Genomic DNA, 14625 nt, shown 5'->3' with positions numbered 1-14625 from the left:
CGGCGATGACGGATGCAGCGCCGCCCTCAATACCCCATCGCGCAGCCATCCTTGCGCGGGTCGGACCCGCCGACGAGGCAGCCCTTTTCCCGGTCGATGTAGATCGCCTGGCCGCCACCATGCGGCTTGTCGATCAGGGTGCAGTCATGGCCGAGGCGGTTCAGCCGATCGACCACCTGGCCCGGGATGCCGCGCTCGATCTGCACCTTGCCGTCCTGCGGCATCAGGCGCGGGAAGTCGATCGCCTCCTGCACATCCATGCCGAACTCGAAGTGGTTCGCCAGGAACAGCGTCTGGCCGGTCGGCTGGAAGCGTCCGCCCATCACGCCATACGGCATGATCGCCTGGCCATCCTTCATCACCATGCCGGGGATGATGGTGTGCAGCGGCCGCTTGCGGGGCGCGATGCAGTTCGGGTGCCCGTCCTCGATGCGGAAGCCGAAGCCGCGATTCTGCAGCATCACCCCCGCGCCCTCGGCGAGGATGCCCGAGCCGAAGCCTTCGAAGAGGGAGTTGATGAAGGAGACGGCGTTGCCATCCTTGTCGACGACGCAGAGGTAGACCGTGTCCTTGTGCTTCGCGAGGTCGCTCTCGCCGGCCGGCGGCAGTTCCGGCATGGCGCGCTCGTCGTCGATCAGCGCCGCGAGGCGGCCGAGATACTCATCCGACAGCAGCTTCTCGACCGGCACATCCACCATCGACGGATCGGCGAGGAAAGCATCGCGGTCGCGATAGGCCAGCCGCGCCGCCTCGATATGGCGATGGAAGCGCTCGGCGGAGAGCGGCCCCTGTTCCGGCGTCGGCAGCTTGCCGATCATGCCGAGGATCTGGAGAACATGCATGCCCGACCCGTTGGGCGGGCACTGGAAGACCTCGACATCGCGCCACTTGATCGAGATCGGGTCGACGAATTCCGCGACATCGGCGCCGAGGGCGAAATCCTCCTCGGTGTGCAGGCCCCCGGCGGCGCGCAGCGTCGCGACGATGTCGGCCGCGACCTCGCCTTCATAAAAGGCCTTCTTGCCGTGCGCGGCGATGGCGCGCAGCGTCTTCGCAAGTTCCGGCTGCACGAAGCGGGTGCCGAGCTTCGGCGCTTCCCCGTCGCGCAGGAAGCGCCGCGCCGAGGCTGGATTCTTCGACAGCTTGCCGACCGACCCTTCCCAGTCCCACGCCACACGGGGGGAGATGGCGAAGCCCTCCTCCGCATAGCGGATCGCGGCCTGGAGGATACGGTCGAGGCCGAGCTTGCCATGGGTCCGGTTCAGCAGGTCCCAGGCACTGACCGCGCCGGGGATGGTCACCGAATGGGCCGAGGTATTGACCATCTTCGTCAGGCCGGCGGCGCGCAGCGCCTCCGGCGTCGCGGCGATCGGCGCGCGGCCCGACCCGTTCAGCGCGATGACCTTGGACGATCCCGCCGGCACGTAGAGGCAGAAATTGTCGCCGCCGATGCCGGTCGAGGCCGGCTCGATCACGCATTGCACGGCGCAGGCGGCGATGGCGGCGTCCATCGCATTGCCCCCGGCGCGCAGGATGTCGAGTGCGACGAGCGTCGCCTGCGGCATGGAGGTCGCGGCCATGCCGTTGGTGCCATAGGCGGCGCTGCGGCCGGGCAGGTGGAAGTCGCGCATTCGGCAGGTCCGTTTCCGTGAGGTGCTATCCCCTTCCATGCAACGGGACGGGGAGCTTGGAAAGGCGGCGGGACGCATGGCCTGCCCCCATGCGGGGCATGACCGCGCCCCGGCCGTCCCGCGCCGCGCACGACAATGTGCCGGACGCGAAAGAGCGCGGCGCTCCAACAACCATTGCGTTCATGATACAGCATTGCTCCCGTGAGACGATCAAGGGGAGCGGAATGATGGTTCAGGGCGAACAGGACTCCGCCTTGGCCGGCAGCGCCGTGCCGAAGCATCTCCTGGTCTGGCGGGAAGACGACGTCGACCCGCGGCAGAGGTTGCGCGTGGCCTTGCGCCTGCACCCGGCGTGCGGGGATGACACGTTGCTGCAGGCCGCGATGCGGATCGGCGCGCAGCCCCTTGCCGCGCGGCGCCATCTCGCCCGCGCGGAGCTGGCGGAACACTACGGCCCGGCCCCAGGGGCGATGGCCGGCGTCACCGCCTTCTGCGCGCAGCACGGCCTCACGGTGGAAGGCACGGCTCTCGGCGGGCTGATCGTCACCCTCGCCGGCCAGGCGGGCGATTTCGCCGCGGCGTTCGGCGTCACGCTGGGCCGCTACACCATGGGCGGGCTGTCGCTGCGCGCCTATGACGGTGCGCTGACCCTGCCCGCCGGCCTCGCCCCCTTCGTCGCCGCGGTGCTCGGGGTCGATGAGGTGTCCCGCCTCGCCGCGACACGGTCCGCGGCAATGGAATACAGTGAACCGTCCTCGATCGAGGGCAACCTGCCGACCACCGTCGCCTTCGACTATTACCAATACCCGCGGGGCGCGACCGGCGCCGGCACGGTCGTCGCCTTCATCGAGAGCGACCTTGTCGTCGATCTCGATGACATCCAGGCCTTCTTCACCTCCCTCGGGCTGCCGGAGGTGTCGATCGTCCTGGAACTGCCGCAAGGCCCGCCAACAGGGGATCCGGAGATCAATGGCGAGGCGACGATGGACCTCAAGCTTGTCGGGGCCGTCGCGCCGGGCGCGACGCTGGTGGGCTATACGCAGGGGCAGTCCTATGGCTATTCAGACGATCCCTGGATCGACTCGCTGACGGCGGCGCTGGCCAACGAAACCTATGCGTGCAGCGTGATGTCGATCAGCCTCGGCATGCCGGAATCGAACTGGCCGCCGCAGACCGCCTTCACGGTGCATTTCCTCTTCGCCATCGCCGCCCTGCTCGGCGTGACCGTCTGCATCGCGTCGGGCGACTTCGGCGCCCCGGGCGATCCTGACGGCGCCTACAGGCAGAACTGCGCCTTCCCCGCCTCCTCCTCGTTCTGCCTTGCCTGCGGCGGGACCGAGCTGGTGCTCGAGCAGCAGGGCGATGCGCGCATCCTGATAAACGAGGTCGCGTGGAACGAGATGGAAGCGCCAGGTCAGAAACGTGCGACCGGCGGGGGCATCAGCACCTTCTTCGCCGTCCCGGACTACCAGCAGGACCTCATCCTGCCGGCGCCCTTCAATCCAGACCAGGGACCCGGCCGCGGACTGCCCGACGTTGCGAGCAACGCTGCCATAAAGAGCGGCTACGGGCTGCTGCCGGGCGGGCTGGGCGATTACTTCGGCACCAGCGCCGCCGCCCCCATGTGGGCCGGGCTCGCGGCGTTGCTGGTGGAATTGCACGCCGGGCAGCCGGTGGGATTCCTGACGCCCCTGCTCTACCGGTTGCAGCTCGGCGGCACCGCCTGCTGCACGCCCATCGTCGAGGGCAACAACGGGCCGCCGCCGGGCATCGACGGGCCCGTGATGCCGGAGGCGTGCTACCCGACCGGGGCTCCGTGGAATGCCTGCTGCGGGCTCGGTTCGCCGCTCGGCGGAAACATCGCCGCGGCGCTGGGCCTCGGGACGGGGACGCAAGCCGCGCCCGCGAACCGCGGATAGCGCCGCGGCCCAGGGGCCGGTTTCCACGAACACGCCGGCCAGGACGGGTGCGCACCGCGGATAGGGCCTCCGGCGGAACGGGGGCGACTGGCCTGCCTTGCAGTGCTGGAATGGCAGCGGGAACGTCGCAGGAGAGTCGCCCCCGTCATGCCGCTGCCTCGTCGTCTGGTGCTGACCGCTGCCCTCGCCTTCCCGGCCCTGGCCCGGGCGCGCGATACCATCCCCCCCGAAGCGCGACCCGTCCCGGCGCGGCTGCTGCCCGTGCCCGGCACGGTCAGCCCCGAGCTGCAACGGCTCATCGCCGCACCCTATCCGGTCGGCTGGAACGTGACGCCCACGGATGCCGCCGGCTGGCGGCAGGTGCAGGTCGCGAGCTCCGCCGCGATCGAGCCGCACATGGCCGCCCTGGCCGCCTCCCTGCGCGTGCGGGTGGAGCCGTCGAGCATCGCCGGCGTGCCGGTCTTCATCGTCACGCCCGAGACCCTGCCCGCCGCCAACCGAGACCGCCTGCTGCTGCATCTGCATGGCGGCGGCTACGTGCTCTATCCGGGCCTGGTCGGCGTCGGGGAGGCGATGCTGATGGCAAGCCATGGCGGCTTCAGCTGCGTCTCGGTCGATTACCGCATGCCCCCCGACCACCCCTTCCCCGCCGCGCTGAACGACGCCATCGCCGTCTGGCGTGCCCTGACCGCGGAGCGCGACCCACGCCGGATGGCGATCTTCGGCAGTTCGGCAGGGGGCGGGCTGACGCTCGCGACGCTGCTGCGCGCACGGCAGGACGACCTCCCCTTCCCCGCCGCCATCGCGCCCGGCACGCCCTGGTGCGACCTGACGGATGCGGGCGACAGTCTCCGTGCCAATGCCTATGTCGACAACGTGCTGGTCGCGCCCACGGGGTGGCTGGGCGGTGCGGCGAGGCTCTATGCGGCGGAGCGCGACCTGGCGGACCCGCTGATCTCCCCGATCTTCGGCGACTTCACGGGCTTTCCGCCGGCCATCCTGACCTCCGGCACGCGCGACCTGCTGCTGAGCGACACGGTCCGGGCGCATCGCAAGCTGCGCCGGGCGGGGGTGACGGCGGCACTCCAGGTCTTCGAAGGGCAGAGCCACGCGCAATTCATCAGCCCGGGCGTGCCGGAGACGGCGGAAGCGTTCGGGGAGATCGCGGGGTTCCTGGGGCGGCACCTGGCGTGAGGCCCGGGAGGGGCACCGGCCCATCGCACGAAGATGGGTCGCATCGGCGCCTCCGCAGCCTCGGCAAAGGCCGAGAGGTCTTCCTGATGGCTCCGATACTTCCGCCGTCGCTGTTGGAGGGGCGCCGCCCCTCCAAACCACCCCGCCAAGTGCTTGGAGCACTTGGAACGCACTCCTTTGGCACCGGGCAGGTTTGAGGGAAGACTCCCGCGAAAGCGCGCTTCGTGCGCAAAGGCGGGTCTCAGCGTCGTTCTGCCCGTGTTGCGGGGCGCCGGGTGACGGTTTCCAAAGATCCCGGGCCTCTGACGGGGAGAGTCCTGAGAGGGGGACGCCCCTCTCGACCCCACAGCGGAAATATCAGGATCATCAGAAGGGATAATTCGCCCTCCCCCGCGCCTTGGATGCCCTCACGCCTCCACGACGACATAGGCCTCCTCGACCCGCACCGGGATCGTCTCGGCCGTATAGGGGCCTTCCACCAGTTCGGACCCTTCCGCGACACCTGCCGGGAAGGGCCGCACCTTGGTCCGCCGCGGGTCGAACCAGGACTTGCCGGTACGGATGTCGAACTCCCACTGGTGCCAGGGGCAGCGGACGAATTCTCCGGCGCGGGAGAAGCGGTAGTGCCCCGGCTCGTCCGACTGCGTCAGGCCGCAGAGGATGCCCCCGGAAAGCTGGCTGCCCTGGTGCGGGCAGCGGTCGAGCAGCGCGAAGAACTCGCCATCGAGGTTGAAGACGACGATGCGCTTGCCCGCGGCTTCCACGACCTTGCGGCCACCGGGCGGGATTTCGCTGACCGGAGCGACGACGTGGCGGCTCATCGGAAGCGGTAGATCCTGTTCGCGTTGCCACCATAGATCGCCGCGCGCTTCTCCTCCGGGATGAAGGAGGGAATGGCCATGCGCGGATCGTCGAAATCCCAGTGCGGATAATCGGAGGCGAACAGGATCCGGTCCCACCCGATCCATTCCATGGCGTCGAGCAGATGCTCGGGCCGCTCCGGCTCCTCGATCGGCTGGGTCGAGACGAAGACGTGCTCGCGCATGATCTCGGACGGCGCGCGCGTCAGGTGCGGCACCTCATCCCGCAGCCGCTTCCAGGCACCGTCCAGTCGCCAGGCGAGCGAAGGCATCCAGCCGAAGCCGCATTCGATCATGACGACGTTCAGCCCCGGGAAGCGCTCGAAGACGCCCTCGACCACCATCGACGCCACCTGCGCCTGGGCCGAGGTGGCATGCTCCTGCACCTCCTCGACATAGAAGGAGGGCCAGCCCGTGCTGGTCATGGCATGGCCGGAATAGCCGAAGGCGTGGATGCCGACCGGCAGGCCGACCTCGGCCGCGGCCTCGTAGATCGGCCAATAGCGCCGGCGGCCGAGCGGCTCGCAGGTCCGGCTCAGCAGGAAGACCTGGCAGAAGCGCGGGTCGCCGGCGCGCTTGCGGATCTCGGCGGCCGCGGCGGGCCCGTCCTCATAGGGCACGACGATCGAACCGCGCAGGCGCGGTTCGTGACGCAGCCAGTGTTCGATCTGCCAGTCATTCACCGCCGAGGTCAGCGCGATGGACAGCCCGTCATTCACATCCCCCTGCCCCGAGGGCTGCAACGGGTTCAGCACCCCGACATCGAGCCCGTAGCGATCGAGCAACTGCTCCTGCAGGAAGGGCAGGTCCGAGGCAGGCGGCCCGCCGCCCGGCGGCCAGGCATCGCGCCGGCAGGCGAGCGGCGCCGCCTTCGGAAACGGATACCCCTTCGCGAAACCATGCCGCGCATGGATGCCGTAGGTCGTCAGGCGGTGCCAGTCGGCGTCCGAGACGAAGGGCCGGAACTCCGACAGGTCGCGCACCCGCGGATGGATATCGACATCCACCAGGCCGAGCGTCGCCGCGGCGGGCTTGCCATAGGAGGCGATGGGACGGACGAGGTTCATGCGCTCACTCCCTCCGCGAGGCGCGCATAGGTCGCGCGCGGATTGTCCACCATGATCTTCGTGAGCAGCCCTTCCGGCAGGCCGGGCGGAACGGTGTCGTCGCCATCGAAATGCGCGTGCGGCCAGTCGGTCGCCCAGAGCAGCAACTCATCGGACCGCAGATGATCGAGCAGCCGTTTCATCTGCTCCGCATCCTCCGGCCCGTCGAAGGGGCGCACGGTCAGGCGGACATGGTCGCGCACGATCTCGGCGGGCGGGCGGTCGATCCAGGGGATCTCGAAGCGCACGCCCTTCCAGGACTTGGTCAGCCGCCACAGGAAGGCCGGCAGCCAGGACACGCCGGATTCCACCAGCACGACCTTCAGGCCCGGGAATTTCGCGAAGACGCCCTCGGTGACCAGGGAGGCGAGGGTCGCCTGGAAGCCATAGATGTTCGAGGTGTATTCCTCGACATGCCAGGACGGCCAGCCGACCGAGGTCGGCGGGTGCCGCCAGGCGCTGCCGGCATGGATGGCGAGCGGCAGCCCGTGCTTCTCCAGCGCCGCGTGCAGCGGCCACCATTCCCGACGGCCGATCGGCGTCTCCCCCATGCAGAGCACCATCGCCTGCACGAAGCGGCGATCCGGGGCGAGACGCTCGATCTCGGCGAGCGCGTCCTCCAGCCCGTTGGGCAGCAGGATCGAGGCGCGCAACCGATCATCGCGGTCCAGCCACTCGGCGCGGATCCAGTCGTTCACCGCGCGGGCCATCGCCGCCGACATGTCGCGGCTGAAGGGAAGCTGCACGGGGAACAGCGGGTTGAGGATGCCGAAGGCCGCCCCCCAGCGATCCAGCGCCTGGGTCTGCAACTCGCCCACCGTCGAAGGCGCGCGCCCCTTCGGTCCGCGCCAGTCGGCGCGCACCGAGGTCGGCGCATTGGGCGGGTAGGAAGCGCTCTCCAGCACCTCGATGCCGCGCTCGACCAGGGTGTGGCGCCAGTATTCGTCCATGTAGGGCAGCAGCGTCGCCACGCTGGGCACGCCGGGATGCAGATCGCAATCGATGGCGGATGCAGTCACGTTCCCTCCGCGCCGTTTCCCGGCGTCAGGCGGACAGGTTCCACCCTTCGGGCAGGGAGGGCAATGGCCCGCGAAGCACTTCATCGCGCGCCGGACCGGTCAGGATGAGGCTTCTCCCGTCGCCCCGCTTGGACCCGCCCGATGGCTCAGCTCTTCATTGTCGACCGCCGCGCCCCGCGCGCCCAGTGGATGCTCGAGTTCATGACCATCCGCGGCTATCCGGTCGTCGATGTCCATGACATCGAGGATCTCGCCTCCGTCTCCGCCCGCGCCATCGCGCGGCTGCGCGGGGAACGGATCAACCGCCTGACCTTCGTCGCCCATGGCTATCCGGGGCAATTGCAACTCGGCCAGGGGCTGACGGAACACAGCGCTCACGACCTGGCGCCCCTGCGGCGCCACATGCGCGGCGGGCCGCTCGGCAGCGTCTGGTGCTTCGCCTGCATGGCCGGCGCGGGCGCCGGGCCGGACGCCGATCATCCGGATGCCGTGCTGCACAGCGGCTGGAACGCCGCGGGGTCGACGGCGAGCATCACCCTCGGACCCGGCTATCGCCTGTTGCGCGCGCTGGCCGGCACGCTGGACTGCCAGGCGCATGCACCGGTCCAGACGCAGTATCTGCGCCCGGTGCACGACTATGACCGGCTGCTGCTCGGCGAGGCCTTCCAGGGACCGCTGCTCGCGGTGGGGCCGACCGGCGCCTTCCATCTGGACTATCCGGACGGATCCACGCGGCTCTGGTGAGCGGAGGGCGCTTGCCGCCCCCGGATCACCGCGCGACGTCCCGTCAGTCGATGAACTGCGCCAGCCGCACCGCCGTATGTCCGCGATGGACGATCGGCGTCGGCATGATCAGCAGGCAGTTGTCATGCGGGGTGCGGATCTCCTCCTCCCCATCCATGGCGATCAGCGTGTTGCGCAGGGGGATCACCTCGCCGCCGCGGAAGTCGCGCAGGAAGGCGAAGGACCGGCTGCGCACCGTCACCGTGCGCGTGACCCGGGCCCGGCGCGGCCGCGGCAGATCACCATCCTCGACCAGCTCCTGGCCGGGCATCGCCATGCCCGCATGACGCAGCAGCCGGGCCGCGGCGAGTTCCATGCGCGCGACGGTGCTCGGCTCCCAATGCAGCCCGGCCTCGATCAGCACCGCCGCGCGTGCCGTGGCCCGATCGGAGAAGAGCTCATGGTCGATCATCCGGCGCCCGCCGACATGGCCGGCATCCGACACCACCAGCGGCGGCACGCCGACCGCCATGCCGAGCCGCGCCGCCTTCTCCGTCTCGCCCGCCAGGATCAGCGGATCGGAATCCCACAGCATGGAATGCAGGTCGCCGAGCAGATCCACCGTCTCAAGGAAGGGTAGCAGCTCCCGCGCCCGGCGCAGTTCCGAGGATCGCCGCTTGCCCTCCAGCGTATCGACGTCCCAGAGCCGGTTCATGTCCTCGTCCAGGAAGCGCGACGCCGTCGGATTCGCGGGATCGAACTGCGCAAAGGCATCAAGGTTCACGAAGACCAGGCTCAGTGTTCCGCGGGCCGGGCGGATGCCGGCGCGCAGCCAGCGGTCCAGCACGGTGGCCCCGGCGATCTCATTGCCATGCACGATGGCGCTGATCGCGAGATGCGGGCCGGGCTGCGCCGCCGCAAAGGTCCAGATGCCCGGGATCCCGCTATTGCCGGCGAGCCAGGGCGCGAGGTCCGGGACGGGGATGTTCACCGGGACGATCGGCGGCGTGATGGACCAGGGCCAGACGCCCGACCCGCCGCTCATGCGATGACCCTGCGCGACGCCGTCGCGCGGTGCAGCAGATGAGAGCAACGATCAAACATGTGCGCCACGGTTGCAGTCTATACGGCTGCTGCCCCGCGTCCAATCCGACGTCCTGCACCGGTTTCGATACCGCTCGGTCAATCCTCCCCCGCGCGGCTTGGCGGGTGGCCAGGATCCCGCCGCGCCGCGGCACGCCCCGCCACGCCGGTCACGGCGCGAGCGGCGCCGGCCCGGTCACCGCGGCGACGTAGCGCGCGACGCTCGCACGCATCGCCGCCTTGCCGCCGGTCGCCATCACGCGGTCCCACCAGCCGCCATAGATGGCATCGAATGCCAGCGCATCGAGCCGCGCGCCCATGCGCGTCACTTCGGCGGCCGGCAGCGGCACCCAGTTGGGAAAGGACCACATGAAGGAGACGTGCTTGCGGTCCGGCGCGACCGAAGCGATGTCGCCGGTCAGGATCGCGCCCGCGCCCTCGGCACGATGCAGGATGGTGCCGCCGGCGAAATGCCCGCCCAGGCGATGCAGCGTGATGCCGGGCAGGACGTCATGCGTCTCGCCCTCCCAGAATCGGATCGCGGGGTCGGGCCGCATCACCCAGCGCCGGTCGTCGGCATGCAGCAGCACGGGGCAGTCGAAGGCCCGCGCCCAGTCGACCATGCTGGTGTAGAAATGCGGGTGGCTGATCGCGATCGCCGTCAGCCCGCCCAGCGCCTTGACCAGCGTGACCGTCGCGGGGTCGAGCAGCGCGACGCAATCCCACAGCACATTGCCCGCCGGCGTGCGGACCAGCAGCGCGCGCTGCCCGATCGCGAAATCGGGGAAGACGCCGAGGCCGAGCAGCCCCGGCGCGACCTCCCGCCAGCCGATGGCGTGGCGGCGCGCCAAGGCCTCCATTGTCGTCCAGGCCTGGCCCGCGGCCGGCACCCATTGCCGCGGATCCTCGCAGATCAGGCAGGCGGCGGGCGGTGCCGCCGAGGGCGCGTGCTGCGTGCCGCAGGTGGCGCAGATGAAGGCCGTTCCGCTCATCCCCGGCGTTGCCGTTCCTCCGCGATGATCTGTTCGAGCTGCGCGACCGGCACAGCACCCGGTATCAGCGTATCACCGACGACGAGCGCCGGCGTGCCCTCGATGCGCAATGTGCGGGCCAGCGCAATGTTGGCATCGAGCCGGCGCTGGATCTCCGGGTCGTCCTTCTCGCGCCACATGCGGTCCACATCGATGCCGACCCGCCCCGCCTCGGCGCGGATCACGGCATCGGTCGGCTCGCCGCGCAGGCTCATCAGCGCGTCATAGAGCTCGGGATACTTGCCCTGGCGCTGCGCCGCGAGCAGCGCGCGGGAGGCGACGACGCTCTGCGGCCCCAGGATGGGCAGGTCCTTCATCACGACACGGATGTTCCGGTCGCGCTGGAGCAGCGGCTTCATCTCGGCATGCAGCCGCTTGCAGTAGGGGCAGCGCGCGTCGAAGAACTCGACGATGGTCACATCTCCGCGCGGATTGCCGCGGACGGGGTCGGTGGCGACGCCGAACAGCTCCTGCCGGTGGGCGGCGATGGCGCCGCGCTGAGCGTCCTCGCGGTCGCGCTCCTCGGCAGCCTGCAGGGCGCCGAAGGCCTCGCGCAGGATGGTCGGGTCGCGGCGCAGGGCATCGCGCAGGATCTCGACGATCTCGGCACGCTGGGCCTCGGTGAAGGCCTGGGCCATGGCGCGGCCCGCGAACAGGGTGCCGGCCGCGGCCAGCAGGAAGGAACGACGCATGCAGCACTCCCGGCGCGAAACCGCCGCCGCGCCACCATGCGCGCGGCCGGGGCCCGGCTCAACATTCGCCGCAGCAGATGGACCCGGTTACGCCCGGGGTCGAGCCCCATGCGCGTGAGGACCAGGGCCCTGAAGGGAATGCGGATCCGCCCGCAGGCGCCAGGATATGGCGGATGGCGGGAATGGAGAGGGGCCCTGCCCCCCTCCAAACCTCACCCCGCCAAAGGCCACAGGGCCTTTGGAAACCGTCACCTGCCGCCCTGCGCGGGGGTCCGGCCGCCGTGAAACGCCCGCTTCGTGCCCGGCGTCGCGAATCATGCCGGCACCATGCGCTGCGCGCCCTTCGATATCCCGAAACGAACGCCGCGCCCGGCGCCAGGTATCGGCTTCCAAAGGCCCTGTGGCCTTTGGCGGGTGGGGGTCCGGGGGAGGGCAGAGCCCTTCCCCGCTCCGCGCGCGCCATAATCGCGCCCCCTGGCGTCCCGACCCGCCATTCCGGCCATGATGCGGTTGCCGGCCGTGGCGAAGGCGTCTATGGCCCCGCCCTTGGGATGCGTGATGCGGAATGCGGTCCCTGTGGCCGCGGAGCAGAGGATGTGAGCGACACCGGCATGAAGACCAGCACTCCGAGGACCGTCAGCGCCCCTTGCCAGCCCGCAGCGGGCCGGCCGCGCCGCCGCGCCGCCTGGCTGCTGGCCGCCACGGCGATGTTGTCCGGCTGCTCCTGGTTCGGCGGCAGCCGGACCCCGACGGTGCCGATCGGCACGCCGGGCTATGTCACCGGCTTCCTCGGCGGCGCCGTAGCCGACGAGCCCCGCGCCGCGCTGGTGGCGCGCGAGATCCTGTCCTCCGGCGGCACGGCGGTCGATGCGGCCGTGGCCGGGGCCTTCGCCATGTCGGTCACCCTGCCCTCCCGTGCCGGGATCGGTGGTGGTGGAGCCTGCCTCGTCTACAACCAGAGGCTGCGGCAGGTCGTCGCCGTCTCCTTCCCCGCCGGCGGACGCAGCGCGGCGCTGCCCCCAGGCACCGACCGGCCGGCGGCGATTCCGCTCATGGCGCGCGGGCTGTTCCTGCTGCACACCCGCGGGGGCCGGCTGCGCTTCGAACAGCTCATCCGCCCCGCCGAGGATCTCGCGCGCTTCGGCACCGAGGTCAGCGCCGCGCTGGCCGAGGACCTCGCCGTCGTTGCCGCCCCGCTGCTGAACGACCCGCAGGCGCGCCGCGTCTTCGGCGCCCCGGGCGGCGGGCCGCTGCGCGGCGGCGAGCGGCTGACGCAACTCGACCTCGGCGCGACGCTCGCGCAGATGCGCTCGGGCGGAGTCGGCGAACTCTATCAGGGCGGGCTGTCCCAGCGGCTCGAGGAAGCGTCCCTTCTGGCCGGCGGCGGGTTGACCGACGCCGAGATGCGCGCCGCGCTGGCCGAGGTCCAGGACCCGGTGCGCGTGCCGGTCGGCACCGACATCGCCTTCTTCCTGCCCGCGGGCGCCGATGGGTCCGCGGGCACCGCAGCCGCCTTCCAGGCCATCCAGGCGGGCGGCGCGCCAGGCGGCGGCGCCATGATGTCGGGTGCGAGCGCCGGGCTGCTGACGATGGATTCCGCGGGCGATGCGGTGGCCTGCACCTTCTCGATGAACAACCTGTTCGGCACGGGCCGGGTGGTCGAGGGCACCGGCGTGCTGCTCGCCGCCGCGCCGAACATGGGCACGGTGCCGCCGGCGCCGCTCGCCGTGGGCATGGTGACGAATCGCGACCTGCGCAGCTTCCGCATGGCCTCGGCGGGCACGGGGCAGCAGGCGGCGGGCATTGCCGCGGCGACGATGCTGGCGACGGCGCTGCGCCGGCAGCCCTTTGACAGCGGCTTCGCCGCCATCCCCGAACCGGGCCGCGGCCTGGTGCTGTCCTGCCCCGCCTACATGCCCGGCGGGAACCAGAGCTGCGTCGCGGCCGCCGATCCGCGCGGCGGCGGCGTCGCCGCGGGTTCCTTCGCGCCATGAAGGTCGGCCGGGCGGGCGACGCCCCGCCCTTCCTGGTGATGGACGTGATCGCGGCTGCCAATGCGCGCGCCGCGTCCCTGCCGCAGGGCGCGCCCGGCATCCTGCGCATGGAGGTCGGCCAGCCCGGTACCGGCGCTCCGCGCGGCGCGGCCGAGGCTGCGATCCGCGCCCTGCAGGCCGGTGCGCCGATGGGCTACACGGAGGCCTTCGGCCTGCGGTCGCTGCGCGGACGCATCGCCCGGCACTATCGCGAACGCTACGGCGTGACGGTGGACGAAGCGCGCATCGCCGTGACGGTCGGCGCCTCCGGGGCCTTCCCGCTGGCCTTCCTCGCTGCCTTCGATCCGGGCGACCGGGTCGCAATGGCCGCGCCCTTCTACCCGCCCTACGCCAATATCCTGACCGCGCTCGGCATGCAGCCGGTGCTGCTGCCCTGCGATGCCACGACGCGCTTCCAGCCCACCATCGCGATGCTGGAGAAGATGGACCCGCGCCCGCAGGGCCTGATCGTCGCGAGCCCCTGCAACCCGGCGGGCACCATGCTCTCGCCGGAGGAACTTGCCGCCATCGCGCGCTGGTGCCACGCCAACGACGTGCGCCTGATCAGCGACGAGATCTATCACGGCCTGACCTGGGGCAGCGTCGCGGAGAGTTCCGCCGCCGGCTTCAGCGACAGCGCGGTGGTGGTGAATTCCTTCTCGAAATACTGGTCCATGACGGGCTGGCGCATCGGCTGGCTGCTGCTGCCCGAGGATATGGTCCGCCCGGTCGAATGCCTGGCGCAGAACATGTTCATCAGCGCCCCGCACATCGCCCAGGTCGCCGCCGAGGCCGCGATGGACTGCGTGGAGGAGCTGGAAGCCAACAAGGCCGCCTATGCCCGCAGCCGCGCCGCGCTCCTCGAAGGGCTGCCCAAGGCGGGCTTCACCAACATCGCCGCGGCGGATGGTGCTTTCTATTTGTGGTGCGATGTCGGCCACCTGACCAACGACAGCGCCGCCTTCTGCGCCGAGATGCTCGACAAGGCCGGCATCGCCGCAACGACGGGCCTCGACTTCGACCGGGATCGCGGCACGCGGTTCCTGCGCTTCTCCTATTGCGGGCCGGAAGCGCAGATGGTCGCGGCGCCGGAGCGACTGCGGCGCTGGCTGGCGCGGTGACGCCGGGGAGGAGCGCCGCCCCTCCCGCCCCGCTTTATGCCGGCAGACCGGTCGGCTGACCGGTCCAAGGCCGCGGTGGGTTCCCCGTCAATTTTCTCCTCAATCTGACTGGTGCCCCGGAATGCGGCCTGCCAGCAGTCCGGCGTCACGCCGGAGGCGTGCCTGCGGCAGGACGGCAAGCAAGCTGGAGGTTTGCGCCCCGCGTCCGAGGGC

Annotated in this window: 12 protein-coding genes; 5 read left to right on the top strand and 7 right to left on the bottom strand. The window is 70.8% G+C overall.

The features are described from left to right. Positions 1 to 26 precede the first annotated feature (26 nt). Complete coding sequence (ggt, locus tag KPL78_RS02215; protein WP_219761070.1) at positions 27 to 1631, bottom strand: gamma-glutamyltransferase; 1605 nt, start codon at positions 1629 to 1631, stop codon at positions 27 to 29. A gap of 224 nt (positions 1632 to 1855) precedes the next feature. On the opposite strand from ggt, the gene KPL78_RS02210 reads away from it, so the two are divergent. Together KPL78_RS02210 and KPL78_RS02205 are read left to right on the top strand one after the other, a co-directional pair. Next, on the top strand, positions 1856 to 3550 hold the full coding sequence (locus KPL78_RS02210) for a S53 family peptidase (protein ID WP_219761069.1): 1695 nt from the start codon (positions 1856 to 1858) through the stop codon (positions 3548 to 3550). A gap of 147 nt (positions 3551 to 3697) precedes the next feature. Beyond that, positions 3698 to 4744 carry an alpha/beta hydrolase gene (locus KPL78_RS02205; RefSeq protein WP_219761067.1) on the top strand — a complete coding sequence of 349 codons (1047 nt, stop codon included), beginning with the start codon at positions 3698 to 3700 and terminating at the stop codon, positions 4742 to 4744. Positions 4745 to 5151: 407 nt separating this feature from the next. Here KPL78_RS02205 and KPL78_RS02200 read toward each other — a convergent pair whose 3' ends face one another. Genes KPL78_RS02200 through KPL78_RS02190 form a run of 3 tightly spaced genes read right to left on the bottom strand, consistent with a single transcriptional unit; the run spans position 5152 to position 7729 of the window. Then, positions 5152 to 5565 (bottom strand): Rieske (2Fe-2S) protein, encoded by a 414-nt coding sequence (locus KPL78_RS02200; protein WP_219761066.1) that lies wholly within the window; start codon positions 5563 to 5565, stop codon positions 5152 to 5154. Further along, complete coding sequence (locus tag KPL78_RS02195) at positions 5562 to 6671, bottom strand: amidohydrolase family protein (RefSeq protein WP_219761064.1); 1110 nt, start codon at positions 6669 to 6671, stop codon at positions 5562 to 5564. Before KPL78_RS02195 ends, KPL78_RS02200 begins: the two co-directional genes overlap by 4 nt. After that, the gene (locus tag KPL78_RS02190; RefSeq protein ID WP_219761062.1) at positions 6668 to 7729 is read right to left on the bottom strand and encodes an amidohydrolase family protein; all 1062 of its coding nucleotides are present in this window, start codon (positions 7727 to 7729) and stop codon (positions 6668 to 6670) included. The genes KPL78_RS02195 and KPL78_RS02190 overlap by 4 nt, the downstream gene beginning before the upstream one ends. A 141-nt stretch (positions 7730 to 7870) precedes the next feature. On the opposite strand from KPL78_RS02190, the gene KPL78_RS02185 reads away from it, so the two are divergent. Next, complete coding sequence (locus tag KPL78_RS02185) at positions 7871 to 8473, top strand: hypothetical protein (RefSeq protein WP_219761060.1); 603 nt, start codon at positions 7871 to 7873, stop codon at positions 8471 to 8473. A 43-nt stretch (positions 8474 to 8516) separates the two neighbouring features. On the opposite strand, the gene KPL78_RS02180 is transcribed toward KPL78_RS02185, so the two are convergent. The 3 genes from KPL78_RS02180 to KPL78_RS02170 form a co-directional block, all read right to left on the bottom strand. Then, the gene (locus KPL78_RS02180) at positions 8517 to 9497 is read right to left on the bottom strand and encodes a M14 family metallopeptidase (RefSeq protein WP_219761058.1); all 981 of its coding nucleotides are present in this window, start codon (positions 9495 to 9497) and stop codon (positions 8517 to 8519) included. Positions 9498 to 9705: 208 nt separating this feature from the next. After that, the gene (locus KPL78_RS02175) at positions 9706 to 10527 is read right to left on the bottom strand and encodes an MBL fold metallo-hydrolase (protein WP_219761057.1); all 822 of its coding nucleotides are present in this window, start codon (positions 10525 to 10527) and stop codon (positions 9706 to 9708) included. Beyond that, entirely contained in the window at positions 10524 to 11258 is a 735-nt protein-coding gene (locus KPL78_RS02170; RefSeq protein ID WP_219761055.1) for a DsbA family protein, read from the bottom strand. The genes KPL78_RS02175 and KPL78_RS02170 overlap by 4 nt, the downstream gene beginning before the upstream one ends. A gap of 596 nt (positions 11259 to 11854) precedes the next feature. On the opposite strand from KPL78_RS02170, the gene KPL78_RS02165 reads away from it, so the two are divergent. Next, entirely contained in the window at positions 11855 to 13252 is a 1398-nt protein-coding gene (locus KPL78_RS02165; RefSeq protein WP_219761054.1) for a gamma-glutamyltransferase, read from the top strand. Beyond that, positions 13249 to 14412, top strand: coding sequence for a pyridoxal phosphate-dependent aminotransferase (locus KPL78_RS02160; RefSeq protein WP_219761053.1), 1164 nt, complete (start codon positions 13249 to 13251; stop codon positions 14410 to 14412). The genes KPL78_RS02165 and KPL78_RS02160 overlap by 4 nt, the downstream gene beginning before the upstream one ends. Positions 14413 to 14625 lie beyond the last annotated feature (213 nt).

The sequence above is a fragment of the Roseomonas alba genome, assembly GCF_019430885.1.
Lineage (GTDB): Bacteria > Pseudomonadota > Alphaproteobacteria > Acetobacterales > Acetobacteraceae > Neoroseomonas > Neoroseomonas alba.
This window is presented reverse-complemented; position numbering and strand designations above follow the sequence as displayed.

What these genes read in the sequence shown, in the direction of transcription:
- ggt (WP_219761070.1), bottom strand. Translation starts at nt 1,631, where the DNA reads ATGCGCGACTTCCACCTGCCCGGCCGCAGCGCCGCCTATGGCACCAAC.
- KPL78_RS02210 (WP_219761069.1), top strand. Translation starts at nt 1,856, where the DNA reads ATGATGGTTCAGGGCGAACAGGACTCCGCCTTGGCCGGCAGCGCCGTG.
- KPL78_RS02205 (WP_219761067.1), top strand. Translation starts at nt 3,698, where the DNA reads ATGCCGCTGCCTCGTCGTCTGGTGCTGACCGCTGCCCTCGCCTTCCCG.
- KPL78_RS02200 (WP_219761066.1), bottom strand. Translation starts at nt 5,565, where the DNA reads ATGAGCCGCCACGTCGTCGCTCCGGTCAGCGAAATCCCGCCCGGTGGC.
- KPL78_RS02195 (WP_219761064.1), bottom strand. Translation starts at nt 6,671, where the DNA reads ATGAACCTCGTCCGTCCCATCGCCTCCTATGGCAAGCCCGCCGCGGCG.
- KPL78_RS02185 (WP_219761060.1), top strand. Translation starts at nt 7,871, where the DNA reads ATGGCTCAGCTCTTCATTGTCGACCGCCGCGCCCCGCGCGCCCAGTGG.
- KPL78_RS02180 (WP_219761058.1), bottom strand. Translation starts at nt 9,497, where the DNA reads ATGAGCGGCGGGTCGGGCGTCTGGCCCTGGTCCATCACGCCGCCGATC.
- KPL78_RS02175 (WP_219761057.1), bottom strand. Translation starts at nt 10,527, where the DNA reads ATGAGCGGAACGGCCTTCATCTGCGCCACCTGCGGCACGCAGCACGCG.
- KPL78_RS02170 (WP_219761055.1), bottom strand. Translation starts at nt 11,258, where the DNA reads ATGCGTCGTTCCTTCCTGCTGGCCGCGGCCGGCACCCTGTTCGCGGGC.
- KPL78_RS02160 (WP_219761053.1), top strand. Translation starts at nt 13,249, where the DNA reads ATGAAGGTCGGCCGGGCGGGCGACGCCCCGCCCTTCCTGGTGATGGAC.